General features: G+C 66.1%; 23 protein-coding genes and 1 riboswitch. Of the genes, 11 read left to right on the top strand and 12 right to left on the bottom strand.

Going from position 1 to position 23,905, the window contains the following annotated elements:
* Positions 1 to 108: 108 nt before the first annotated feature.
* The 4 genes from ACFVYC_RS04595 to ACFVYC_RS04580 form a co-directional block, all read right to left on the bottom strand.
* A complete protein-coding gene (locus ACFVYC_RS04595) occupies positions 109 to 1,749 on the bottom strand; it encodes a GMC family oxidoreductase (protein WP_387547219.1) in 1,641 nt (546 codons plus the stop codon).
* Positions 1,750 to 3,288, bottom strand: coding sequence for an aldehyde dehydrogenase family protein (locus tag ACFVYC_RS04590; RefSeq protein ID WP_387547217.1), 1,539 nt, complete (start codon positions 3,286 to 3,288; stop codon positions 1,750 to 1,752).
* Between the two features lie 96 nt (positions 3,289 to 3,384).
* Positions 3,385 to 4,011, bottom strand: a complete 627-nt coding sequence (locus tag ACFVYC_RS04585; RefSeq protein ID WP_387547214.1) for a TetR/AcrR family transcriptional regulator — start codon at positions 4,009 to 4,011, stop codon at positions 3,385 to 3,387.
* A gap of 98 nt (positions 4,012 to 4,109) precedes the next feature.
* Positions 4,110 to 5,717 (bottom strand): phospholipase D family protein, encoded by a 1,608-nt coding sequence (locus tag ACFVYC_RS04580; protein WP_387547213.1) that lies wholly within the window; start codon positions 5,715 to 5,717, stop codon positions 4,110 to 4,112.
* A gap of 253 nt (positions 5,718 to 5,970) precedes the next feature.
* On the opposite strand from ACFVYC_RS04580, the gene ACFVYC_RS04575 reads away from it, so the two are divergent.
* Positions 5,971 to 6,444 carry an SRPBCC family protein gene (locus tag ACFVYC_RS04575; RefSeq protein WP_387547210.1) on the top strand — a complete coding sequence of 158 codons (474 nt, stop codon included), beginning with the start codon at positions 5,971 to 5,973 and terminating at the stop codon, positions 6,442 to 6,444.
* Between the two features lie 93 nt (positions 6,445 to 6,537).
* On the opposite strand, the gene ACFVYC_RS04570 is transcribed toward ACFVYC_RS04575, so the two are convergent.
* From ACFVYC_RS04570 to ACFVYC_RS04550, 5 genes are all read right to left on the bottom strand, one after another.
* Positions 6,538 to 8,418, bottom strand: a complete 1,881-nt coding sequence (locus tag ACFVYC_RS04570) for a pectinesterase family protein (protein ID WP_387547207.1) — start codon at positions 8,416 to 8,418, stop codon at positions 6,538 to 6,540.
* Positions 8,418 to 9,785 carry a polysaccharide lyase family 1 protein gene (locus ACFVYC_RS04565; RefSeq protein WP_387547204.1) on the bottom strand — a complete coding sequence of 456 codons (1,368 nt, stop codon included), beginning with the start codon at positions 9,783 to 9,785 and terminating at the stop codon, positions 8,418 to 8,420. Before ACFVYC_RS04565 ends, ACFVYC_RS04570 begins: the two co-directional genes overlap by 1 nt.
* Positions 9,786 to 10,019: 234 nt before the next feature.
* Complete coding sequence (locus ACFVYC_RS04560; protein ID WP_387547201.1) at positions 10,020 to 10,493, bottom strand: GNAT family N-acetyltransferase; 474 nt, start codon at positions 10,491 to 10,493, stop codon at positions 10,020 to 10,022.
* A gap of 50 nt (positions 10,494 to 10,543) precedes the next feature.
* Positions 10,544 to 11,782 (bottom strand): NYN domain-containing protein, encoded by a 1,239-nt coding sequence (locus ACFVYC_RS04555; RefSeq protein ID WP_387547198.1) that lies wholly within the window; start codon positions 11,780 to 11,782, stop codon positions 10,544 to 10,546.
* A 126-nt stretch (positions 11,783 to 11,908) separates the two neighbouring features.
* Entirely contained in the window at positions 11,909 to 12,232 is a 324-nt protein-coding gene (locus ACFVYC_RS04550; protein ID WP_387547195.1) for a hypothetical protein, read from the bottom strand.
* Positions 12,233 to 12,394: 162 nt separating this feature from the next.
* Here ACFVYC_RS04550 and ACFVYC_RS04545 point away from each other — a divergent pair, with 162 nt between their 5' ends.
* Both ACFVYC_RS04545 and ACFVYC_RS04540 read left to right on the top strand, forming a co-directional pair.
* Complete coding sequence (locus tag ACFVYC_RS04545; protein WP_387547192.1) at positions 12,395 to 14,038, top strand: serine hydrolase; 1,644 nt, start codon at positions 12,395 to 12,397, stop codon at positions 14,036 to 14,038.
* 88 nt (positions 14,039 to 14,126) lie between these two features.
* Positions 14,127 to 14,894 (top strand): GPP34 family phosphoprotein, encoded by a 768-nt coding sequence (locus ACFVYC_RS04540; RefSeq protein WP_387547190.1) that lies wholly within the window; start codon positions 14,127 to 14,129, stop codon positions 14,892 to 14,894.
* A 14-nt stretch (positions 14,895 to 14,908) separates the two neighbouring features.
* Here the strand turns inward: ACFVYC_RS04540 and ACFVYC_RS04535 are convergent, their stop codons facing one another.
* A complete protein-coding gene (locus ACFVYC_RS04535; RefSeq protein WP_387547188.1) occupies positions 14,909 to 15,241 on the bottom strand; it encodes a flavodoxin domain-containing protein in 333 nt (110 codons plus the stop codon).
* Between the two features lie 58 nt (positions 15,242 to 15,299).
* On the opposite strand from ACFVYC_RS04535, the gene ACFVYC_RS04530 reads away from it, so the two are divergent.
* Together ACFVYC_RS04530 and ACFVYC_RS04525 are read left to right on the top strand one after the other, a co-directional pair.
* Positions 15,300 to 15,434: a hypothetical protein gene (locus ACFVYC_RS04530; RefSeq protein ID WP_387547185.1), complete on the top strand. Its 135-nt coding sequence runs from the start codon at positions 15,300 to 15,302 to the stop codon at positions 15,432 to 15,434.
* Positions 15,435 to 15,541: 107 nt separating this feature from the next.
* A complete protein-coding gene (locus tag ACFVYC_RS04525; RefSeq protein WP_387547183.1) occupies positions 15,542 to 15,886 on the top strand; it encodes a hypothetical protein in 345 nt (114 codons plus the stop codon).
* 116 nt (positions 15,887 to 16,002) lie between these two features.
* Here the strand turns inward: ACFVYC_RS04525 and ACFVYC_RS04520 are convergent, their stop codons facing one another.
* Entirely contained in the window at positions 16,003 to 16,362 is a 360-nt protein-coding gene (locus ACFVYC_RS04520; RefSeq protein ID WP_387547181.1) for a VOC family protein, read from the bottom strand.
* A gap of 47 nt (positions 16,363 to 16,409) precedes the next feature.
* Here ACFVYC_RS04520 and ACFVYC_RS04515 point away from each other — a divergent pair, with 47 nt between their 5' ends.
* On the top strand, positions 16,410 to 16,715 hold the full coding sequence (locus ACFVYC_RS04515) for a hypothetical protein (protein WP_387547178.1): 306 nt from the start codon (positions 16,410 to 16,412) through the stop codon (positions 16,713 to 16,715).
* A gap of 16 nt (positions 16,716 to 16,731) precedes the next feature.
* Here the strand turns inward: ACFVYC_RS04515 and ACFVYC_RS04510 are convergent, their stop codons facing one another.
* Positions 16,732 to 17,085, bottom strand: coding sequence for a hypothetical protein (locus ACFVYC_RS04510; protein WP_387547176.1), 354 nt, complete (start codon positions 17,083 to 17,085; stop codon positions 16,732 to 16,734).
* 152 nt (positions 17,086 to 17,237) lie between these two features.
* Positions 17,238 to 17,335: riboswitch (glycine riboswitch) on the top strand.
* A 161-nt stretch (positions 17,336 to 17,496) separates the two neighbouring features.
* Here ACFVYC_RS04510 and gcvP point away from each other — a divergent pair.
* The 5 genes from gcvP to ACFVYC_RS04485 form a co-directional block, all read left to right on the top strand.
* Complete coding sequence (gene gcvP / locus ACFVYC_RS04505) at positions 17,497 to 20,367, top strand: aminomethyl-transferring glycine dehydrogenase (protein WP_387547173.1); 2,871 nt, start codon at positions 17,497 to 17,499, stop codon at positions 20,365 to 20,367.
* Positions 20,368 to 20,377: 10 nt separating this feature from the next.
* Complete coding sequence (gcvT, locus tag ACFVYC_RS04500; RefSeq protein ID WP_387547170.1) at positions 20,378 to 21,526, top strand: glycine cleavage system aminomethyltransferase GcvT; 1,149 nt, start codon at positions 20,378 to 20,380, stop codon at positions 21,524 to 21,526.
* Between the two features lie 212 nt (positions 21,527 to 21,738).
* Entirely contained in the window at positions 21,739 to 22,122 is a 384-nt protein-coding gene (gene gcvH, locus ACFVYC_RS04495) for a glycine cleavage system protein GcvH (protein WP_387547167.1), read from the top strand.
* Entirely contained in the window at positions 22,119 to 23,447 is a 1,329-nt protein-coding gene (gene glyA, locus ACFVYC_RS04490) for a serine hydroxymethyltransferase (protein WP_387547165.1), read from the top strand. Before gcvH ends, glyA begins: the two co-directional genes overlap by 4 nt.
* Positions 23,448 to 23,771: 324 nt before the next feature.
* Positions 23,772 to 23,905 (top strand): serine dehydratase beta chain (locus tag ACFVYC_RS04485; protein ID WP_387547899.1); only part of this gene is annotated, 134 nt, incomplete at its 3' end.

Below are 23,905 nucleotides of genomic sequence, written 5' to 3'. Positions count from 1 at the left end.
AATACTCTTGCTGGGTTCCAAAATGTGAACTCCTATGTCAGAAAAGTACGCGCGATGCAGCCCGTGTCCGCCATTGGACGCGGGATCGATACCTCCCGAATTTGCCTCTCAGGCGAAGGACGGGCTGAGCTCCACCTCTTCCCTTGCAGCACCAGCGGTGTTGCCGGCGCGGATGAGATCGGCGCAGCGCTCGCCGATCATCATGACGGTGATGTTGGGGTTGACGGTGATGTGCTCGGGCATCACAGACGCATCCGCCACGCGCAGCCCGGTGACGCCCTTGACCCGCAGTTCGGGGTCCAGCGGTGACATCCCGTCGTCGTCCGCGCCCATCCGGACGGTGCCCACCGGGTGGTACACAGTGTTATGGGTCTTGCGGATGTACTCCCTCAGCTCCTCGTCCGTCTGCGCCTCAACGCCGGGCGATAGCTCGCGGCCGGTCCATTCGGCCATGGCGGGCTGGGCGGCGATCTCGCGTGCTTTCCGGATGCCGGCCACCATCACGCGCATGTCGTGGCCTTCGGGATCCGTGAAGTAGCGCGGATCCACCATGGGCTTGTCGCGGAAATCGCGGCTGCGCAGCCGGACGGTGCCGCGGGAGCGGGCGTGCGTGACGTTTGGGGTGAGGCTGAAGCCGTTCTCCGTGGTGGGGTAACCGTGCCGCAGGGTGTTCATGTCGAACGGGACGGAACCGTAGTGCATCATCAGGTCCGGACGGTCCAGGCCGTCCTCGGTGGGCGTGAAGATGCCAATCTCCCACCACTGGGTAGAGGTCTGCACCATGGGCTGCCTGGCCTCGAACTGGACCACGCCTTCGGGGTGGTCCTGCAGGTTTTCGCCCACGCCGGGGGAGTCCACCAGGACCTCGATGCCGTGCTGGGCCAGGTGCGCTGCCGGGCCGATGCCGGAGAGCATCAGCAGCTTGGGGGAATCGATGGCGCCGGTGGACAGGATGACCTCGCGGTGCGCAGAGAGCCGGTGGGTCCGGCCGAACGCGGAGTCCACCACGTCCACACCGGTGCAGCGTTTGTCCGCATCGAATACCAGCTGGCGGGCGCGAAGGCCGGTCAGCAGGGTGAAGTTTTCGCGGTGGACGATCGGGTGGATGTAGGAGACCGAGCTGGAGGCCCGGGTGCCGTCCGCCCGGCGGTTGATCTGGAAGAAGTTGGCGCCGTTGATGACGGTGGTGCCGGTGTTGAATTTCGTGCGGGGGATGCCTGTCTGTTGGCAGGCGTCCAAAAGTGCGACGCCGGCAGGATCCGCCGGGGGCACGTTCATCAGGTGCACGGGGCCTGAGTCGCCGTGGTGCGGCGCGTCCGGTCCAGCATCCTCGTTGGTTTCCAGCCGCTTGTAGAGAGGCCAGGCGGCGTCGGCGTTCCAGCCGGTGGCGCCGTACTTCGATTCCCATTCGTCCAGGTCTTCGCGGGGAGCCCAGAACGCGATGCACGAGTTGTGGCTCGAGCAGCCGCCCATCACCCTGGCACGGGCGTGGCGCATGAAGGAGTTGCCGTTTTCCTGCGGCTCCACCGGGTAGTCCCAGTCGTAGCCGGATTCCAGCAGTTCCATCCAGCGGTCCAGCTGCAGGATTTCGGGCAGGTTGCGGTCATCCGGCCCGGCCTCCACGAGGGCCACGGTCACGTCCGGATCCTCGCTCAGCCGGGCGGCGACGGCGGCCCCGGCAGATCCACCGCCGATGACGACGTAGTCGAACCCCCGCTCGCTGAGGCCCTCGATGTTGTCGTAATGCATCTAGTTCTCCTTGCCGTGGTCAGCGAACCAGCCGGTTACCTGCGGGCTGGTGTTCTGGTAGATGTGCTTGGCTTCCTGGTATTCGGCCAGGCCCGTGGGGCCCAGCTCGCGGCCGACGCCGGACTGGCCGAAGCCGCCCCACTCGGCCTGGGGCAGGTAGGGGTGGTAATCGTTGATCCAGATGGTGCCGTGCCGCAGCCGGGATGCCACGCGCTGCGCCTTGCCGGCATCCTGGGTCCAGACCGCACCGGCCAGGCCGTAGATGGTGTCATTGGCGGTCGCCACAGCTTCGTCCTCGGTGCGGAACGTTTCCACCGTCACCACCGGGCCGAACGCTTCGTCCACGACCACGGACATTCCCCTTTGGACGCGGTCCAGAACGGTGGGCTGGTAGTAGAACCCGCCGTCGTACTTTTCTCCCTGCGGTGCCGCACCGCCGGTCCGCAGCCGCGCACCCTCCTGGATGCCGCGCTGGACGTACGCGTGGACCTTGTCGCGGTGGGCCGCGGAAATCAACGGCCCGGTCTCGGCGGTTTCGTCGAAGGGGCCGCCGATGCGGATCTCCTGGGCACGGCGGACCAGTTCGTCCACGAAGCGCTCGGCGATGGGTTCCTCCACCAGCAGCCGCGCCCCGGCGGAGCACACCTGCCCGGAGTGGACAAACGCAGCGTTCAGGGCGTTGTCCACGGCGGGGTGGAAGTCCGCGTCCGCGAACACCACGTTGGGGTTCTTGCCGCCAAGCTCCAGCGCCACCTTCTTGACCGTGCCGGCGGCGGCCGCGGCGATGCGCTTGCCGGTTTCCAGTCCGCCGGTAAAGGACACGAGGTCGACGGCGGGGTGTTCGGAGAGCGGTGCACCCGCCTCCGCGCCGGCGCCGGTCAGGAGGTTGGCGACGCCGTCCGGCAGGCCAAGGTCCTGCAGCAGCTGCATGGCCAGGATGGCGGTGGACGGGGTCAGCTCGGAGGGCTTGAGGACGAAGGTGCAGCCGGCGGCCAGCGCGGGTGCGATCTTCCACGCGGCCTGGAGCAGCGGGTAATTCCAGGGGGTGATCAGGCCGCAGACCCCCACCGGCTCGTAGACGATTTTGCTGACGACGGCGGGGTTCCCGGCGTCGACGATGCGTCCCGCCTGCTGACCGGCGAGCCTGCCAAAGTATTCGAAGCAAGCGGCAATGTCGTCCATGTCGATGTGGCTTTCGGCCATGCGCTTGCCGGTGTCCAGCGACTCGGCGCGCGCGAACTTATCCCGGCGTTCGCGCAGTCCGGCGGCGACCTTGAGCAGGAAGGTGCCGCGCTCCGGGGCCGGGACATTCGACCAGATTCCGGAGTCGAAGGCATTGCGGGCTGCGGCGATGGCACGTTCGGCGTCCTCCCGGCCGGCCTCTGACACTGTGGCAGCCAGCTCGCCGTCGGCGGGGTTGCGGATTTCCCGGACAGCACCGGAAACGGCGGGCTCCCAGGCACCGTTGATGAACAGGGTGGCTGCTGTCTCGGTTTTCGTGGTTGGGGCGGCATCCCTAAGGGGTGTGGCGTAAGTCATAGGAAGGACAGTAATCCAGATTGAACGAGTGTTCAATAATTTTTTGAACATTCGTTCAACGCTACGTATGGATTTCTCCCGGCACGTGGCCCGGGGTTAGGAATCGTGGAGCCTGTGTTCCTTGAGGGTGTGGTCCTGAAGCGGCGCGAAGGCGATTTCCTCTGTGCGGGCGATACTGCGCTGGATGGAGGCCTCATCAACGCCGAGAAGCGCCGTCAGCCACATGCCGTTTTGGATGACAACAATGTCGGCCGCCCGCTCTCTGCAAACCTCCCATGAAAGACCGGGCTGGGCGTTGGAAACCAGTGCCGCGAGGCCGTCGAGATAGCGGTCGAAGGCCTCGGCGTTGATCTGCGCATACCCCTCGTCCGCTTGGGCGAGGGCCCAGAGGTGCAGCCGCAGGGAAAGGTAGCGGGTGGTCAACAGATCGGCGGCCGCCACCCGGCGCAGCGCCTTGCGCAGCTGTTCCTCCGGGTCCGACGACGGGTCGGGCGCCACCAGCCGGAGGTCGTGCTCGTCCACCCGGCGCAGGGCTGCCCGTATCAGGCTCGTCTTGTCGTCGTAGTAGTAGTTCACCAGGCCAAGCGCCACGCCGGCTTCGCGGGCCACCGCCCGCATGCTCACGCCTGAAATCCCGTGGCGGGACAGCAGATCCAGCGCCGCCTCAAGAATGCGCGACTGCCTGTCCATCTGTTCGCCGGAGTTCACGGCCTTGGTCCCCATCTGGCCAGACTATTGCCTAACCCGGACGAGTGCACTTTCGATGGCTATCCACTGGGCGCGGCACACCTTGTCCTCCGTTTCAGCAGGGAATTGCTCGCCTAGAACCGGGTAGTGCCGCGCAAGGGGCGGGGGCGGCCGTCAGGGTCCACGAAGAAGCGGTTGACAGGGTCCGCCCAGCGACGCTGCAACCGCGACACGGGTTCTGTCTCGTGGTGCCGCGCATGGCCCTTGGGGCGGGGCGAACCTCGGCCGGTTGTGTGCCACTGGTCCAGGGCGTCAGCGGCGGCGTTCCACAGTTTGAGCCCGGCGGCCGCGTCGTCGAGCTGGGGGTCATTCTCGTCCACGCCCAGGTGTTCGGCCCAGAGTTGGCGCCGGAGCCCGTGGGCCAACGGCCGGGAAGCCCCCGGACCGGTGCCGGCCGCTTCCTCCTGGCCCGCTGAGGTGTCGATGACCGCGCAGGTCAGCTCGCTGTCCGTGGTCCAGGACCGACGGTTGAAATTGTCCGATCCGCACGTGAACCAGGTGTCGTCGATGATGCAGACCTTGGCGTGGACATATATCGGAGTCCCGGCTGTGTTTTCCAGGTTGAACACGCCGAACCTGCCCGGTGCAACGCGGCTGATCCTCTCGATGGCGCGCAGTTGCCCCAGCCGCTTGGGCGGCCCTCCGAGCGGACCGTCGGAGTCCGGGTAGCGGGGCACCACGGCGATGACGTTCAACCCGGGATTCTGTTCGAGGGCCGCTGCGATTCCAGCTGCGACCTCTGCCGACCACAGGTACTGGTCCTCGATGTAAATCAGCGAACGGGCCCGGGCGAAAGCTTTGGTGTAGGCCCGGGCAACGCTCCGCTCACCGCCGGGTGCGAACGGGAACGGCGGATGCTTCACACCGTAGGTTCGCAGCAGCTGGACTGCGTGCGGGCCGGCCGGTGGCGGTGGCGGCGCAGTCTCCGGCAGCGGCTCGGGATGCCGGGGCATATCGGCCAGGCGCTGCAGCAGCATCCGGTACGGTGTGCGCCGGTCCAGGGGGTGGGGGTCATTCCACCTTTCCGCGAACAACTCCAGCACGTCTGCCACCACCGGGCCGCGCAGTTCGAGGGCGGCATCGTGCCACGGGGGTTGTTTGCCGTACCGGGGATCCATGTCCACCGCCTGTGGATCTCCCGCGTGGCCGGCGTCGTCCCGGCGGCCATGCGAGAGGTCGATTCCGCCCACGAACGCGATGTCCTGCGAAGGGTCGTCGCGGCGGCGGATGACGAACAGTTTCTGGTGATGGCAGCCGAAGAGCCGCACCCGCTGGTCCAGCAGAACCTCGCCCCCGGCGTCGTTGATCTGGCGGCTGAGGAGCTCGTTGGATCGCCAGCTCATTGGGGCCGATATGCGCTCGCCGTGGGATCGCCAGATCAGGCCGCGCACTTCCACTCCGGCCCGGGCCAACCGCGCCAGCAGGTCGCCGATCGTCGGGCCGTCCGGCGTAAGCCGCTCGTCGCCGTCGCCGCGCCAGTCGGTGAACCACACACGGTCGCCGGCGTCCAGAGCCGACAGCTCCTCATGCAGCCGGGCGAAGTAGGTGGCCCCGTGAACCAGGGGCCGCACGAGGTTGCCCTCTGACCACGACGGCGATCCGCCGCCTTCCGCGTGCACGTCCGTGGCTGAGTTCCCCCGTTCACTGCCACTCAAGAACCAGTAACCAGCACTACTGTCCACTCGATGTTCCCTTCGGGACCCGAGGCCGGTCATTCGGGCTCCGGCCTACTCAGTAGCCTACGACGGCGGCGATCAATGTCATCGGGTTGTTCGACGGCGGGTGCCTCCCGCCGTCGTCGTCCTGCGGATTCCGAGGGTCTGGACACCGGTAGCCGCCGGACTTATCGTGCAGGGGTGGCGGCTGCCTGACTGGCAGGATGGCACGTGCTGCCGGTCCGTCGTTGCGGCCGTCCGTCATCACAGGAGGAAGCAGATGGAACACGTTGAAGAGACCGTTGACGTCGCAGTTCCCGTGCGGACCGCGTACAACCAGTGGACCCAGTTCGAATCCTTTCCGCAGTTCATGTCCGGCGTGGAATCCGTAACCCAGCTGACCGACACCACCAACCACTGGGTTACCAAGGTGGGCGGTATCCAGCGGGAGTTCGACACGGAAATAGTTGACCAGGAACCGGACGACCGGATCGCCTGGCGCAGCACCGATGGCAAGTCCCATGCCGGGATCATTCGGTTTACGCCGCTGGACGCCAACCACACAAAGGTCAAGGTCCACTTCGAGTGGGCACCGGAAACCCTGACGGAAAAAGCAGGCGCGGCGCTGAAGATCGATGAGATGCAGGTCAAGGCCGACATGCGGAAGTTCAAGGAGTTCATTGAATCGCGCGGGACCGAAACCGGCGGCTGGCGCGGCGACGTCAAGGACAGCGGCCCCACCGGGCAGTTCTAGAAGTTGCACGTTTGCCGAGTGCAGACAAACTGAAGCAGACGACGGCGGGCGGGAACCCGCCGTCGTCCCGCATACTCTGCGGTGGCTCAGAAGCTAAGCGGCCACTTTCGAAGGCACAACGCTGCAGTCCGCCAGGGTGCCTCCGAGCTGTGGCGCCCAGCCGTCCGTTCCCTGCAGGTAGGTCCGGACCGTGTGGTTGCCGGCCTCATTCGCGGGCAACTGTGGGCGGTCGGCGGTCACCTGCGCGCCGGGGCCACGGTTGTTGTACTCGTGGAACCGGGCCTCGCGCCAGGAGAAGCCGCTCATGTCCGTCCATGGCATGCCGGAAATGTGGGCGCCGAGCCAGGAGTCCCTGACCAGGACCTGTGCCACGGCGCGGGGGTCACCGCTGGGATGCCACGGCCTGCCCAGGTGGACAGTGTTTGCCGCCGCGTCCGAGACCAGCCGGCACCGGTCGAAGAGGTAGCCGTGCTTGATCGCCAGGTCCAGGCTTCCTGCGGTGACGTACCCGTTGTTCGTTGCCGAGCCGCGGTTCAGGGACTTGATCTCGCAGCCGCTGAAAACGGCGGTTCCGCGGCCGAAGATGAAGTCGACGTCTCCTTCCACGTAACAGTTGTCGAAGTAGAACCGTGCCTGCACACCCGCCCCGGGTGAGTTGACCAGCAGGGTGTCCTGGTTGCCGAGCACCCTGACGCCGGCGAGCACCGAGCGGTCTGCCGTGATGTGCAGCGCGACGGCCTGGCGGTCCTTCATCCCCTGGTTGGCGGCCTCGTCAAAATCATTGCTGATGGTCAGGTTCCGGGCAACGAAGTCCGGACCGTCGATCCGGACAGAGGCGCTGCCTGAGGTGCCGAAGTTCCCGTTACCGTCCGGCTTGGGCGTGCCGGATGCGTTGTTGAAGACCAGCACCACGTCCTCCGGCCGCCCGCCCTGTCCGATGAACGAGATCCGGGGCTTGTCAGCGGGCACCCGCACGGCTTCCCGGTATGTGCCGGGACTGATCCTGATGACTGTCCGCTGGGGTCTGCCCGGAGGGACGGAGTCCACGGCGGACTGTACGGTCGCGAACGCCTGGCCCGGTCCGACGTCGAGCGTTACCGGGAGATCCACGGGGCGTTCAGCGGGCCAGTACATGCCCGGCAGCGGATCGGTGCCGGCGTTAATGTTCAGGAAGTAGCCCGGCGGGACAATCTCCTTCGACTGCAGTTCGCGGGCAACGAGCCGGGCAACGGCGAGGGCGCCGGCCGCCTGGAAGTGGGTGTTGTCCTCGGAACCATGCGGATATTGCGGGTGCTCGCCGGGGGCCAGGAAAAGGAACTGCGATTTGGTGCCTTCCGGCCCCAGCCGCTGCCACAGCTCCTTTGAGGAGGCCGTCAGGTCCACCAGCGGGGTGCCGGTGGAGGCGGCAAGTTCCCGCACGGCCTGCGGATACGCACCGTGGGAACCCTGGGCGTTCCCGAAGGAGTCGAAACGCCGGCGTTCCACGGAGGTGACCAGGACGGGTTTGCCTCCGCGTGCCCTGGCGCCGTCGATGTACCGGCTCAGGTACGCCTTGTACGTGGAGCCCGGGAGCGTGCCCCGGGCAGGATCCGCCACCTTCTCGTCGTTGTGGCCGAAGGAGACCAGCAGGTAGTCGCCCGGCTGTATCAGGGCCAGCACACGGTCCAGCAGGCCGGCGTCCGCAAAACTCTTGGAGGAGGCGCCCGACCAGGCGTAGTCGAAGACAGCTGACTGCGGCCCCAGCAGGAGCGGCAGGGCCTGTCCCCAGCCGGCGCGGGGGCGTTCGGACTGCTGGTAGGCCGACGACGTCGAGTCCCCGACGACGAAGATGACCGGCCTGGTGCGGGGTTTGGCGGGGTCGGGGTCGGCTTGGGGGAAGGCGTTCGCCACGCCCTGGCCCGGGAGGGCCAACGCTCCTGCGGTCAACGCCAGGGAGCTGAGAACACGGCGCCGGCTGGGCAGGACCGCAGCCATCAGCGCCCCGCTCCTGCGGTGAAGAGGGGACCGGTGGAGTTCCGGAGCAGTGCCGGAACAGCCTGAGCCGGGTGGACCTGCGTGCGCAGGGTGGGGGTCCAGGAGGTGTCCTCGGCCAGCTGCTCGGCGGGTGCGGCGGCGGCGTTGTACACGGCGCGAAGGTCTGTGACCTTGCCGTTGACGGCGTTCCCGATGGTGGTGATTGCCGTTCCCTTGAAGCGGGTGATGATGTCTGCGGCGTCGATTTCGGCCGGCAGGGTGAAGGCGTTCGCCTCAGCGTAGAGGTGGGAATCGAATCCGGCGCCCAGCGTGTAGCCGTAGGGGACGGTGCTGTCCTCGGTCACGTTGAAGTGGTTGTTGTACACGTCCACCTGGCCGAAGCGGACCCGCGGGGCGCGCTGGCCCACGTTTTCGAAGACGTTGTGGTGGATGGTGACGCGCAGCTTGCCCGGGTCGCCGCGTCCGGGCGAATCAGTGGAACCGATCAGGAGCAGCTTGTCATGGTCCGCGAAGCGGTTGAAGGACATGGTCACCAGGTCCGAGCCGTTGGTGACGTCCACGGCGCCGTCGTGCACCTGGTAGGGGCGGCCGAAGTGGACCGGCTGGGAGCTGTCCAGGTTCGGGGCGTCGGTGAATTCGGAGTGGTCGATCCAGACGTTCGTGGCCCCGTTGATTATCTGGAGCATGTCGTATTCGCTGTTCCAGTTCCCCTCGGCGCCGTCGGTGGGATCCCAGCCCGGGAAGCAGTCGTGGGCGTCCCGTACCGTGAGGTTGCGGACGATCACGTTGCTGGCGCCGTTGATGCGGAGGGCTGCGCCGGTGATGGTGCTGTCCGGGGTGGCGCCCACGATGGTGGTGTTGCTGGGAATGTCCACGCGGATGTTCCTGGCCTGCTTGGTCGCGGCTGCTTTTCGGGCGGTTTCCTGCGCTCCTGCGGGTGCCTGGCTGCGGCCGTACGTGGCCGGGTCATAAGCCTGAAGGTAATTTTCCAGGCTATAGCCAGTTCCTTCGGCATAGTTTTCGCAGGTAAGAGCTGAACTGTCAGGTGCGGTGTTGGCATCAATGGTGCCGTGGACGCGGATGATCTTCGGGGCGGTGCCCGCGGCTGCAAAGGCTGCCAGCAGTTCAGCCTTGGTGGAGACGTCAAAGACGTGGGCATCCGCTGCCGCTGACCCTCCGGTGGTCCCCGTTCCGGCAGATGCCCAGCCGTTCCCCGCAGCCAGAACCTGGCGCTCCAAGGGCTTCTGGGCCGTCTGGGCGGCGGGACCGGCCACCGGATTCGGCGCCGCCCCCGCTGGAGCCGACATCAACAGTGCTCCCGCCACTGCCATGGCTGCGGACATGGATAAGGTGCTGCGTTTTCGCATGTTCTCTCTTCCGTCATTGGAAATGAACCGTGCCTCGGCCAGCGGCTGCTATGACGCCGGTCACGTCCGGGCACTGAGAAGGACACTACCCAGAAAGCGGTTTCTCGGCAATGGGCCATGCCGAGTGCGGACGGCCTGTCGAGTCCAGACTGCTTGCCGAGTCCAGGCAGAAGGAAGCGGACGACGGCGGGTGGCCACCCGCCGTCGTGCGCTTCAGTTAGTTGGGTCCCCGGCTTAGAGGCGGAGCTCCATAAACACGCTGTTGGGATCCAGGGTGTACTCGGCAAAAGGCGGGCATTCGGTGAAGCCGTTCCGGGCGTACAGGCGCCGCGCGGGAGCGAAGTACTCCTCGGTGCCGGTCTCAAGATAGATCCGTTCGAGGTTCCGTGCCCGGGCGTTCTCGAGGATATGCCCGAGCATCAGGGTGGCCACGCCCCGTCCCCGTGCGCTCGCCGTGGTGCGCATGGACTTGATCTCGCCGTGCAGGGGATCCCCGGGAGGGGAGTGCAGTTGCTTCAGGGCGCCGCAGCCCAGCAGGTCGCCGGCTTCACGGGCGGTCCAGAACGTGATCGACGGTGCGGCCAGTGCGGTGTGGTCCAGGGCGTGAACGCTCTCGGCAGGCGAGGTGGCGAACATGTCCGCCAGGTGCTCGTTGAGGAGCTGGTGGACATCAGCGCGAGAGGGATCGTCCCGGTCAATAGAGATCATCGCCACCAATTTAACCGCGTTGGTGCTATGGGCCAAACCGTCCGCCGGAGTCAGTGATCCAGCAGTCCGCCGCTGGCCCAGCGCCGCACCGCGAGCTTCTCTGCGGCGTCGAACTCCAGCAGCGCCACGCGGCAGAGTTCCTCCACGTTCGCCGTCCACGCTGCTGCCAGATCGGTGGTGGTCGCTTCGTCGCTGAGCTGAAAGTTGGCGTAGGCGAGGCCTTGCAGGACAAAGCTGACGGCACTGCGGGAAACCGGCTGGCCTGCGTTGACGCAGTCGTCCCTTACCTGCCGGGACAGTTCGGTGCGGTTGAGCGGCGGGTGGCTGCGGAGCCGCTCTGCCATCGCCTGGAAGATCTGCCGGAACTGGGCTGCGGACAGAGCCGGGACGTCCGTCACCCGGGTGACCTGCTCCTCGATGCCTGGCTGCTGGTCGGCCGGCACCGGGAGATCCTCCAGGGAGAACCGCTTCGCATCCCACACCCAGCCGCCCTGCGCCGCCGAATACTCGATGTCCTTGCCCACCTGCGAGATCCACGTCCCGAACTTCCCGAAGCCGCCCCAGTCCGTCTTCAACGAAGGATCTGCCGTGAGCGCCCGGTGCGCCACCATCGCGCCGACCACCGGTCCCGGCGCGGTGCGGACGAAGTCCAGGACCTCACGGATGGCCGGCGAGCTGGCTTTGGCTTTCGCCTTGGCTGCGGCAGGTGCCTGCGATTGTTTGGCGGATGCCACCGCGTGGATGGGATCAGCGGTGGTGCCGTTGAGGATCGCCACAAAGTCGTGCGACTCCACCACATGGTCCGCCATTTCCCGGTAGGCGAAGGCCACGGCACCGGCAGCGATGACCGTGGTCATCCGGTCGGCGGCCCGGAACCGCTGGATCAGGGAGGTGAAGTCGGCGTCAGCCGAGGCGATGAAGAACTCCTCGATGCCGCCACTGCCGGAGAGTGCGTCCATGGCGTCCAGCACCAGGTTGATGTCCGTGCTGCTCTTGCCGCGCTGCGTCAGCGAGGGGCAGTCGATCACGCGGAACCCGGCGCGGGTCCAGTAGGTGCGGTACTTCGAATACACCGTCGGGTTCAGGTAGCAGTTACGGATCAGGAAGCGGCGGGGCCCCTCTCCTGATCCGCTGGCTGACAATGCGTCAGCCCAATGCTTGGGGTCCTCGGCAAACCGCTTCGCCGCCAGCGGATCCAGGGCCTGCAGGCCGGTGAAGACATTGTCGAAATCAACAAACATCGCTGCACGGATGCCGGGCCGGCGGGAAGGTGAGAGTGCCTCGTTCATTGGGCCAGTGTGCCAGCAACGGGGCGCACCGGCAGCCCCTCCGGGTGCGACACGCAAGCGTACGACGGCGGGAGGTTCCGCCGTCGTACGCCCGCCCGGTCCTGCGGCAGGACCCTGCGGACAGGTTCAGGTGCTGAGGTTCCAGTGGACCCGGATGGCCTCGGCGATCTGGCTGGCGGCGACGTCCACCCGGAACGCAACGGGCGCGGTTCCCGTCTCCTCGATGACGGAATCGCGGTACACCCGGCCGCATGTGGGGCACAGGGTGTAGAGGTCCTCGTCGGCGGGCCAGGCGGCGAGCTCTGCGGGGGCCGGGGTGTCTCCGCCGGCGAAAACGGGTACGCCCTGTGCGTTGGCCTGGATCAGCCCGTCCTGGCTGACGGTGTTGCCGCACACGCAGACGATGGTGGTGACATCATGACCGGTCACATCGGCGGTTTCAGTGTCCATGATGAACTTCCCGGATGCTGGAAAGGACGTGCTGGTAATAGCTTAAGCCCGCCGAACTTCCGCAGCATCCATTGTCTGGTTGCTGCGCGGGGTTCACCATTAAGGCTGTCGGGATGGCTGGGCCTGCGGTCAGCACTCATGCCCAAGGATCAAGGATTCGAAATGAATAATGGTTCCGTTTTCCCGAACCGACGTACGGTGCTCAAGGCGGCCGGGATTGGGGCGGCCGGAGTCGCCACCATGCCGCTGCTGTCCTCTTGCACCGTCGGATCTGCGCAGCAAGCGTCAGCGACGTCGGCACCACTGCTCCCGGCCCCGCCGGGACAGATCGAACCACTGCTGGACCAGGCGAAAGTCAAGAATGCCCTGGAAAAGCTCGACGGACAAATCCAGGACGCCCTGGACAGCACCGGGCTGCCGGGTATGGCCGTGGCCGTGGTGTACCGGGATGAGGTGGTGTACTCCAAGGGGTTCGGCGTCCGTGAGGTGGGGAAGCCGGAGGAGATCACCCCTGACACGGTGTTCCAGGTGGCTTCCGTGTCCAAGCCCCTGGCGTCCACCGTGGTGGCAGGGCTGGTGGGGCGCCAGGTCTTCAGCTTTACCGACGCCGTCATTGGCTACAACCCGGACTTTGCGCTCAAGGATGACTACGTCACGCGGAATGCCACCTTTGCTGACCTGCTGTCGCACCAAAGCGGACTGAGGACAGGTTCGGGTGACCTGCTGGAGGACCTTGGATTCGATCGTGAGTACATCCTCGGCCATCTCAACCAGGAGCCGCTTGATACGTTCCGGTCCAGCTACAACTACAGCAATTTCGGCTTCACGGAGGCCGGTCAGGCAGCAGCCGACGCGATGAAGATGACGTGGGAGGATCTGGCCGACGAGGTCCTGTTCCGGCCCCTGGGGATGTCCGCGAGCAGCTACCGTCATTCGGACTACGGGAAAGCCACCAACAAGGCCATCATTCACGTGCCGCTGGGGAACAAGGAGTGGGCCGCGAAATACCAGCGCAACGCCGATGCGGAGGCCCCGGCCGGGGGCGCGAGTTCGTCGGTGCGGGACCTGGCGCAGTGGCTTCGTCTGCAGCTGGGAAACGGCAGTTACGACGGTCAGCCCGTTATTGATCCGGCGGCACTCCAGGCAACCCGCGTTCCCCATGCAATCTCCGGGGCGGCGTCGGCCCCGGCTGCCCGCTCCCGTTTCTATGGGCTCGGCTGGAACGTCTCCTACGACGACCAGGCCCGTGTCCAGTTGGGACACTCCGGCGCGTTCAATCTCGGTGCAGCCACCGCCGTCTTGATGCTTCCCGGCGAACAGCTGGGCATTGTGGCCCTGACCAACGGCCGCCCGCAGGGAATTCCGGAGGCGATCGCCGCAGGCTTCCTGGACACGGCCCAGCACGGATCGCCCACGGTTGATTGGCTGGCATTCACCGCCGGCGTCTTCAAGCAGATTGACGAGTCCGAGAAACCCAAGGTGGACTACACCATCGTTCCACCCAACCCTGCCCCGGCTCGGGCGAACAACGCCTACACAGGCATTTTCGAGAACCCCTACTTTGGCCCGCTGGTGGTCCTTGAGGAAGGCGGGAAACTGACCATGAGACTCGGGCCGAGCGGCAGTCCCACCACGTTCCCGCTCACGCACTTTGACGGCGACACCTTCAGCTTCGAATCCATCGGCGAGAACAGCAACGGCCTGGCCGGTGCATTGTTCGCCGGAGCCAGCGGCGGCTTCCCGCAAAGCGTCACCCTGGACTTCTACGACAGGACCGGGCTGGGGACCTTCACTCGGGCCTCCTAAGGCGGGGATTCGGACGACGGCGGGACGTCCCGCCGTCGTCCGGGAAAATTTCGTTGTGGTGGCCTTGTGACGGGCGCACCATGGTCCTATGGATGCTGCAACACCTTCAGCGGTGGAGCTGAGCCTTCCCCAGGCTTTCCTCCTTCTGGCAACGAATGACACGAACGGCAAACCTGAGGTGCCGCTGTTTGCACTCAGGACCACGGTGGCCGGGGCGATCCTGGCCGAGCTGCACCTCCTCGGCGCGCTCGAGCTGCAGGGGCATCGCGTCAGGGTCACGGGAACAACTCCGGAAACCGAGTTCGAACGTGAACTGGAACTCATCCGCAGCAAGTCGCGGCCCCACACCCCCAAGTGGTGGGTCTCGGTGCTGGAGAGCCGCGCAGAAGTGCTGCGTGTCTACGACGGGCTCGTGTCGCTGGGCATCGTGGAACATGTGGGTGAAAAGCACCTGGGCCGGTTCCGGGCGGTGCGGTTCCCGGAGAAGGACCATGCTCCGGAGGCGGCGCTCATGCAGAAGATCCAGGCCGCACTCAGCGGTCCGTCGTCCAACCTCGAGGCACCTGATACCTCCTCAACGGATGACGTGGCATCCGGCGCCGGGACCGCGGACGCCACCCCGGGCGGATACGCTGGACCTGGTGCCAACGCACCCGGGGCCAAGTCCAAGGCGCCCGACCCCAGGACGATCGTGCTGATCGCCCTGCTTCAGGCGGCCGGCCTGCTCGGCAAGCTCTTCCCGGATGCGGATCGAATCCGGGCAAGCGAGCTGTCCAAGGACTACTGGCCGTCCCGCGCCGTGGAGGACGAGCTTCGGATGATCAGGCTGGCGGAGGAGGAAGCCGCCACCTTGTGATGCTGCCTCCGGAACTACCAGGAACTGGATGCTTCGAGGATCGCTCGGTTCGTTTGGACGAAGTCCCGGACATAGTCCTCGTGTTTCCCCATGTGGACTGAGGCCCCAACAATCACAGCATCGAAGCCCGAAAAAGCAGGAGAGCTGGAATTGGCGCGTAACCACTGACAATCGCGAAAAACAAATCCGCGGCATTCTGAATTGTGTTGTGGGAATTGACTGAAAAATACAGGCAACGGACCGCAGGTCAGGATTGGGAAAGTGGCGTAACGGAACTGGTCATGCTCCGCACCCCTCGCTGACGCAGCCGCTGCGGCAGAAGTTGGGCTTTCTTTGCAGACTGGCATTAAAAATAAAAGCCGGTATGGTATCGGGTAACGCAAAGCATGGAAAGGCGTGATTCCGATGTCAGGAAAATCCCCGAAAAGCGGTGCCGCTAAAAAAGTCGGCAAGTCGATCCTCGAAAAAAGAGCCGACAAAAGAGCTAAAAGCGAAAACAGCGAAATCAATTTCGTAAAGCCGCGCAAAAACCAGCGCTAACTGGCCCGCGGGCAGCCGGTTGCGGGACTCCTAGCCCGCCCGGCTGCCCGCGTCACCCCGGCGGCGCACAGGCGCCGCGCCAAGCACTGAGTTCCAAGGACACCACCATGAACACATCCTTTAACGCCTTGATAATCCCTGCCCGCCTGGTTCAGCCGGTCCACATCAGATCCGTGGAGTTGGACCTGGCAGCACTGCAGCGAGTGGCAGCAGGGGGCATCGGGCAGATCGCCGGCACGGACTGGCATGCCTACCTGGACAGCGATGGGATCAAGCACACGGAGAATCTTCGGGCCGAAGTCCTCATCCGCGAGGCAGGCATCGACCTCGACGAAACCGTTCACGGAACCGCCCTGTTCCTGGGCCACGGTCACCCCGGCGAAGAGGGCGACGCTCCCCGCCACTTGATCATTCTTGCCGAGCAACTCTTCGATATGCCGCTAGCCGCCTAGCCGCGGCATCGGGCAAGGGGCGCAATGGAGGGCCCTGCCAAGGCAGCGGACGACGGCGGGAAGTTCCGTCGTCGTCCGCTGACCGCCTTCTGTGCCTCGATGGCGACGCCGCGAAACTACCGCGGGCTCTTGTCGATGACGCAGAACCGGTTTCCGTCGGGATCGGCGAGGACGACGAAATCCGGGTCCTCCGGGTACAGGTCCCAGTCAACGCGCCGGGCGCCGAGCCCGATCAGCCGTTCCACCTCAGCGTCCTGATTGTCCGCGTACAGATCCAGGTGGATGCGCGGGTGGTCCTGGACGGGCGTCTCGCTCACCATGAGAGCCAGCTGTGCTCCCGGGCCCGACGCCGGCACCAGGGTCACCCACGTATCGTCACCCGGTTCCCGCGGGACATAGCCGAGGGCGGCGTGCCAGAAGTCGGTGGCGCGGGCGACGTCGTTGACGCCGAGGACGGTGCTGCCGATGGTCAACATCCGGCCAGCCTAAACCCGTGCGGTGAGTGCCCGCTAGACTCGCCTGCATGGGGGAAATCAGCACATCCGGGGAACGCGAGCCGTCCCAACCCGCCAAGCGCGTCACCGCCGTCCTGCCTTTCGCGGGCGCCGCTGCCGTGCTGGTTGGCGGCCTGATCGCATATCTGAACCGTGACTTTGTCGGCTGGTTCGCCTACGCGCCCTTGAGCAACGAGCCTTTCAGCGGGAGCGGCATGGCCTTCGTAACCCAGGGGACCCAGATCGGCCTGGCAGTCGCCGTCGTAGGCCTGCTCGTCCTGGCGTTCTGGGCAGGGTTCCGAACCGGCAGGAAAGCCAGCCCCAAAAAGCACTAGTTTTCGCCCGCCACCTTCACAGCCAGTCCGATCCGCTGATTCGGAGCGTCCGCGCGAGGCTGTTGGCGAATTCCCACAGCGCAACCACCTCAGCATCCCCGTAACCGGCTTCGCGATGCGCCAGGGCCACCTCCAGCTGCGCCGCCAGGTGCCTCCGGTCGCGGGCGGACACGGCCACCACATCGGCGGCGGTCTTCACCCGGCGGACGTTAAGCGTTTCCGCGCCGCCCCAGCGCTGCCCGCCCAGCATGAATTCGGCCCGCGTGACCTCCTTGAAGCGGGACGACAACTCAGCGAGCAATTCGGAGACCGCTGCGGGGTGGGACTGATCGTCCACCGTGATGTGGACGGCAATGGTGTGGCTGGTCATCGTGACTCATCCCGTCTTCAAGGGTCTTCAATTATCCCGTATCGCGTTCCGCGTGTCAGCTTCCCGGTGCCCCTAACCGGCCCCACGTTTTGCATCCCGCACAGTAACCGGATAGCCTGTGAGCCGTGTCACCCACCAGTGGCACGTGCTGATGATCTGCGGCGGGAGAGTCCTGCCGGTACGTTCTGCAGGCGCCGTAGGAGCAAATCCTCCCCAGGAATCTCTCAGGCCCCCGTACCGCCGCGGCAAGGCAACTCTGGAAAGCAGTCCGGGCAACCGGGCTCACCGACGGTGCAAGCGGCGCCCTGCGAAACGGCAGGGCAACGCAAAACTCTCAGGTCCAATACAGAGCGGGGAGGAACCCGAATCAACGTGGTGCTGAGGCGCCACCTGAATTATGGAGTTCCTCTCATGACGGTTCAATCGTCCCCAACCACCTTCGCGGACCGCCATATCGGCGCGCGCAGCCAGTCCGACGTCGACACCATGCTCAAGGCTGTCGGCTACGACAGCATCGATGGGCTCGTTGACAGCGCGGTGCCCGATTCCATCCGCCAGGACACGCCGCTCACCCTTGAGAGCGCCCTCAGCGAAGTCCAGGTCCTCGCCGAACTCCGCAAGCTGGCCGGCAAAAACAAGATGGCCGTGCAGATGATCGGCCAGGGCTACTACGGCACCGTGACCCCGCCGGTGATCCGCCGCAACATCCTCGAAGCCCCCGCCTGGTACACCGCCTACACCCCGTACCAGCCCGAGATTTCCCAGGGCCGGCTCGAGGCACTGCTGAACTTCCAGACCATGGTCCAGGACCTCACCGCGCTCCCGGTGGCGAACGCGTCCCTCCTCGACGAAGCCACCGCCGTGGCCGAAGCCGTGCTGCTGATGCGCCGCGCCAACAAGAACAAGACGGCGAAGGACGGCAAGACCGTCCTGGACGCCGACCTCCTGCCGCAGACCATCGCCATCGTGCTGGGCCGCGCCGAGGCCCTGGGCTTCGAGGTGGAAATCGCCGACCTCACCGCAGGCCTGCCCGAAGGTGAGATCAACGGCGTGGTCCTCCAGCAGCCCGGCGTCTCCGGCCGCGTCTGGGACCAGTCCGCCGTCATCGCCGAAGCCAAGGAGCGCGGCGCCCTGGTCACCGTTGCCGCCGACCTCCTGGCCCTCACCCTGATCACCCCGCCGGGCGAGCAGGGCGCGGACATCGCCGTCGGCTCCACCCAGCGCCTCGGCGTCCCGCTGTTCTTCGGCGGTCCGCACGCCGCCTACATGGCTGTCCGCCAGGGCATGGAACGCACCCTCCCGGGCCGCATCGTCGGCGTTTCCAAGGACGACGCCGGTGTCCCCGCCTACCGCCTGGCCCTTCAGACCCGCGAGCAGCACATCCGCCGCGAGAAGGCCACCTCCAACATCTGCACCGCGCAGGCGCTGCTCGCCATCGTCTCGTCCTTCTACGCCGTTTACCACGGCCCCGACGGCCTGAAGGCGATCGCCCAAGCCGTCCACAACAACGCCCGCGCCCTCGCCGCCACGCTGAAGATCGCCGGCCGCGAACTGGTGTCCGAGACCTTCTTCGACACCCTCACCGTCCGCGTACCCGGCAAGGCCGCGAAGGTGATCACTGCCGCCGAAGCCCGCGGCATCAACCTGCGCCTCATCGATGCGGACACAGTTGGCGTGTCAGTCGATGAAACCACGACGCCGGAGGTCCTCTCCGCGGTGGTGGTCGCCTTTGGCGCGGGGCCGGTGGTGTCCGCCGAGGGCTTCGAACTGCCAGAAGCGGTCCTGCGCACCTCCACCTACCTGCAGCACCCGGTGTTCAACACCCACCGCTCCGAGACCCAGCTGCTGCGCTACATCCGCCGCCTCTCGGACCGGGACCTGGCGCTGGACCGCACCATGATCCCGCTGGGCTCCTGCACCATGAAGCTGAACGCCACCGCCGAGATGGAAGCCATCTCCTGGCCCGAGTTCGCCTCCATCCACCCGTTTGCCCCGGACTCCCAGACCGCCGGCTGGCGTGAACTCATCGCCGGCCTGGAAGCCGACCTCGCTGAAATCACCGGGTACGACCAGGTATCCATCCAGCCCAACGCCGGGTCCCAGGGCGAGCTCGCCGGGCTGCTCGCGATCCGCGGCTACCACCACTCCCGCGGCGAGGCGCAGCGCAACGTCTGCCTGATCCCGGCCTCCGCGCACGGCACCAACGCTGCCTCGGCAGTACTCGCCGGCATGAAGGTTGTTGTGGTGGCCACCGCAGCCGACGGCACGATTGACCACGCCGACCTGCAGGCCAAGATCGAGGCCCACAAGGACGTCCTTTCGGCCATCATGATCACGTACCCGTCCACCCACGGCGTCTACGACGCCGACGTCCGCGAAGTCTGCGACGCCATCCACGCGGCCGGCGGCCAGGTGTACGTCGACGGCGCCAACCTGAACGCTCTTGTGGGGCTGGCTCAGCCGGGCAAGTTCGGTGGCGATGTGTCGCACCTGAACCTGCACAAGACGTTCTGCATACCGCACGGCGGCGGCGGACCCGGCGTCGGGCCGGTCGCTGCCAAGGCGCACCTGGCACCGTTTATGCCGGGGGACGCCAACAAGGCCGCTCATGAAGAGGGCCACGGTGTTGCGATTTCCGCTTCGCGCTTCGGCTCAGCCGGCGTGCTCCCGATTTCCTGGGCCTACGTAAAGCTCATGGGCGGCCATGGCCTGACCGAGGCCACCAAGTCCGCACTGCTCGCGGCCAACTATGTAGCCGCCCGCCTGGATGAGCACTTCCCGGTCCTCTACACCGGCGAGAGCGGCCTGGTGGCGCACGAGTGCATCCTGGACCTCCGCGAACTGACGGCTCGTACCGGGGTCACGGCTGAGGACGTGGCCAAGCGCCTCATCGACTTCGGCTTCCACGCGCCCACGCTCTCCTTCCCGGTGGCCGGCACGCTCATGGTGGAGCCCACCGAGTCCGAGGACCTCGCGGAGATCGACCGCTTCATCGAAGCCATGATCACCATCCGCAAGGAGATCGAGCAGGTGGCCGCCGGCGACTTCACTGTTGAGGAGTCCCCACTGCGCAACGCACCCCACACGGCAGCCGCCGTCGTCTCCTCCGACTGGAACCGGACGTACCCGCGCGAGCAGGCCGCCTTCCCGGTGGCCTCGCTCCGGCAGGACAAGTACTTCCCCCCGGTGGGCCGCATCGACGGCGCAGCAGGGGACCGCAACCTGGTCTGCTCCTGCCCGCCGCTCGAGGCGTTCGAGGACAACACCGCATTTGAGAACTAAGGAATTTTCGATGACTGAGAACTACACAGCGCTCTACGAGCAGCACAAGATTGCGGGCGCTTCCTTCACCGACTTCGGCGGCTGGCAGATGCCCCTCAAGTACAGCTCCGAACTGGCCGAGCACCACGCCGTGCGGAAGGCGGCCGGCCTGTTCGACCTCTCCCACATGGGCGAGGTCTGGGTCACCGGCCCCGACGCCGGAGCCTTCCTCGACTACGCCCTGGCCGGCAAGCTGTCCGCCGTGGCCGTGGGCAAGGCCAAGTACTCGCTGATCTGCCATGAAGACGGCGGCATCATCGACGACCTCATCACGTACCGCCTTCCCGCGGCTGCGGACGGAACAGCCAAGTACCTGGTGGTCCCCAACGCCGGCAACGCCAAAATAGTGGCGGCTGAGCTGGCCAAGCGGGCCGCCGGCTTCGACGTCACTGTTGAGGACGTGTCCGCCGAGACTTCGCTGATTGCCGTGCAGGGACCGAACGCCGAGGCCATCCTGCTGACGCTGGTCCCGGCCGAGCAGCAGTCGCTGGTGACGGAGCTGAAGTACTACGCCGCCGTCGAGGTAGGCATCGCCGTCAACGGTACGGTCCAGAAGCTGCTACTGGCCCGCACGGGCTACACCGGCGAGGACGGCTTCGAAATCTACGTCCCCAACGAGGACGCCGCCGGCCTTTGGGAGGCTCTGCTGGAAGCTGGCGCCGGCCAGGGCCTCATCCCGGCCGGTCTGGCCTGCCGTGACTCGCTGCGCCTCGAGGCCGGCATGCCTCTCTACGGCAACGAGCTCTCCCGCGACGGCAACCCCTACGCCGCCGGTTTGGGCCCGGTGGTTTCGCTGGCCAAGGAATCGGACTTCATCGGCAAGGCCGTGCTGGCCGAACTCAAGGCACTCGGCGCCGGTTCCACCTCCGGCCGCAAGCTCGTGGGGCTCAAGGGCCTGGGCCGCCGCGCCGGCCGCAGCCACTACCCGGTCCTCAAGGACGGCAACGTTGTGGGTGAGGTGACCTCCGGCCAGCCAAGCCCTACCCTCGGCTACCCGATCGCCCTGGCCTACGTCGACGTCGAACACTCCGAACCCGGCACCGCCCTCAACATCGACCTCCGCGGTAAGCCGGAGCCCTTCGAAGTAGTCCAACTCCCGTTCTACAAGCGCCCGAAGTAACCCTCGTGGGTGACGCCGGGGCTGACATCCTCTGCGTGCTGCTCCTTCGTCGCTTTGACGCACGCTGCCGGATGCCAGCCCCATCGTCACCGTTTGTACCTTCGACGCTCTCTCACTTAATGCGAGTTTTAGCCAAACGCTCTCGCACTAAATGTGGGTTTTAGCCAAACGCTCTCTCACTTTTCGCACACCAGATAGAAGGATTGATACATATGGCAAAAGTTGTTGCTGAACTGAAGTACTCCGCCGAGCACGAGTGGGTTGCTGCGGACGGATCAGGGCCTACCAACATTGGTATCTCGGCTGTTGCTGCGGAAGCGCTGGGCGACATTGTGTACGTGGACCTGCCCGAGGTTGGTTCCACGGTGACTGCGGGGGAGACCTGCGGCGAGGTGGAATCCACCAAGTCCGTCTCCGACCTCTACGCACCGGTCACCGGCGAAGTTGTGGAAATCAATGACGAGGTGGTCTCCGATCCGGCCCTGATCAACAACGATCCCTACGGCGCCGGCTGGCTTTTCAAGGTGGCCGTCACCGAAGAAGGCCCGCTCATGTCGGCGGAAGAGTACGCAGCAGCAAACGGCGGCGAGCTGTGAGCGCCGCGGCCGCGGGCACAAGCACCGCCTTCGAACAGGTCGTTTCCCCGTCGCTGGACGCGGACCTGTCCGCCCTGGATCCTGAGATCGCCGCAAAGATCGACGACGAACTCACCCGCCAGCGCGACGGCCTGGAGATGATCGCCTCGGAGAACCACACCGCCGTCGCGGTCATGCAGGCGCAGGGCTCCGTGCTGACCAACAAATACGCCGAGGGCTACCCGGGCAAGCGCTACTACGGCGGCTGCGAGCACGTGGACGTGATTGAACAGCTCGCCATCGACCGGATCAAGGCACTGTTCGGCGCGGACTTCGCGAACGTGCAGCCGCACTCCGGCGCCCAGGCCAACGCCTCGGTGATGCACGCGCTGATCAAGCCGGGCGACACCATCATGGGCCTGAACCTGGCCCACGGCGGCCACCTCACGCACGGCATGAAGATCAACTTCTCCGGCAAGCTCTATAACGTGGTCCCGTACGGCGTCCGCGAGGACACCCACACCGTGGACATGGCCGAGGTGGAGCGCCTGGCGCAGGAGACCAAGCCCGCGCTGATCGTGGCTGGTTGGTCCGCCTACGCCCGGCAGCTGCACTTCGCGGAGTTCCGCCGGATCGCCGACTCGGTGGGCGCCTACCTGATGGTGGACATGGCCCACTTCGCCGGGCTGGTGGCCGCGGGACTGCACCCCTCGCCGGTGCCGCACGCGCACGTCACCACCTCCACCACGCACAAAACCCTTGCCGGTCCCCGCGGTGGCATCATCCTGACCAACGACGCCGACATTGCCAAGAAGATTAACTCGGCTGTGTTCCCGGGCCAGCAGGGCGGCCCGCTGGAGCACGTGATTGCGGGCAAGGCCGTGGCGTTCAAGATCGCCGCGTCCGCCGAGTTCAAGGAGCGCCAGGAGCGCGTCCTGGCCGGCGCCCGGATCCTGGCCGAGCGCCTGGTCCAGCCGGATGTCACTGCCAAGGGCATCAGCGTGGTCTCCGGCGGCACGGACGTGCACCTGGTCCTGGTGGACCTCCGCGACTGCGAACTGAACGGACAGCAGGCCGAGGACCGCCTCGCGGCCATCGACATCACGGTCAACCGCAACGCCGTTCCGTTCGACCCGCGTCCGCCGATGGTCACCTCGGGCCTGCGCATCGGCACCCCGGCGCTCGCCACCCGCGGATTCGGCGAGGACGCTTTCCGCGAGGTTGCGGACATCATCGCCGAGGCATTAACGGCCGACGCCGACGCAGACCTTTCGTCCCTGCGTCACCGCGTCGAAGCCCTCGCCGCCGCCCACCCGCTGTACCCGGGCGTCACGAACCTCGCCTAAGTGCCTTGTCCCGGTTGCGTCCGCGACGGCGGACCGGACTTTTCACGCGTGCTCCCCACCGGCACCCTAGCCTCGCAAGCTCGGCCAGGGAACCCTGCCGGTGTGGGCCCACTTCGTCGCTTTGACGCACGCTTTCGAAAAGCCCGGCTCCGCCGCCCCCTTGTGTGCATCTGCCCAGGCGACGTGCCTCCGGAGTGGGCGGGGCATCCGGCAGCATGCGTCTAAGGGAGCGTCACGTCCGCGCAGCGGGCGTCTACGCGACCGAGCATGCAGAGGATGTCCTGGCCGCTCCACCCCGACCGCAATCTTTAGTTAGGAACTACAATGGCTGTTGGAGTCTTTGACCTTTTCTCGATCGGGATCGGGCCCTCTAGTTCTCATACTGTGGGGCCGATGCGGGCTGCTGCCGTATTCGCTGAGGAGCTGAAATCCTCCGGCGCCCTGGACCGTGTGTCATC

The organism is Pseudarthrobacter sp. NPDC058329 (assembly GCF_042879835.1).
Classification (GTDB): Bacteria; Actinomycetota; Actinomycetes; order Actinomycetales; family Micrococcaceae; genus Arthrobacter.
The sequence above is the reverse complement of the archived record's forward strand: the minus strand, read 5'-3'. Positions and strand labels throughout refer to the sequence as shown.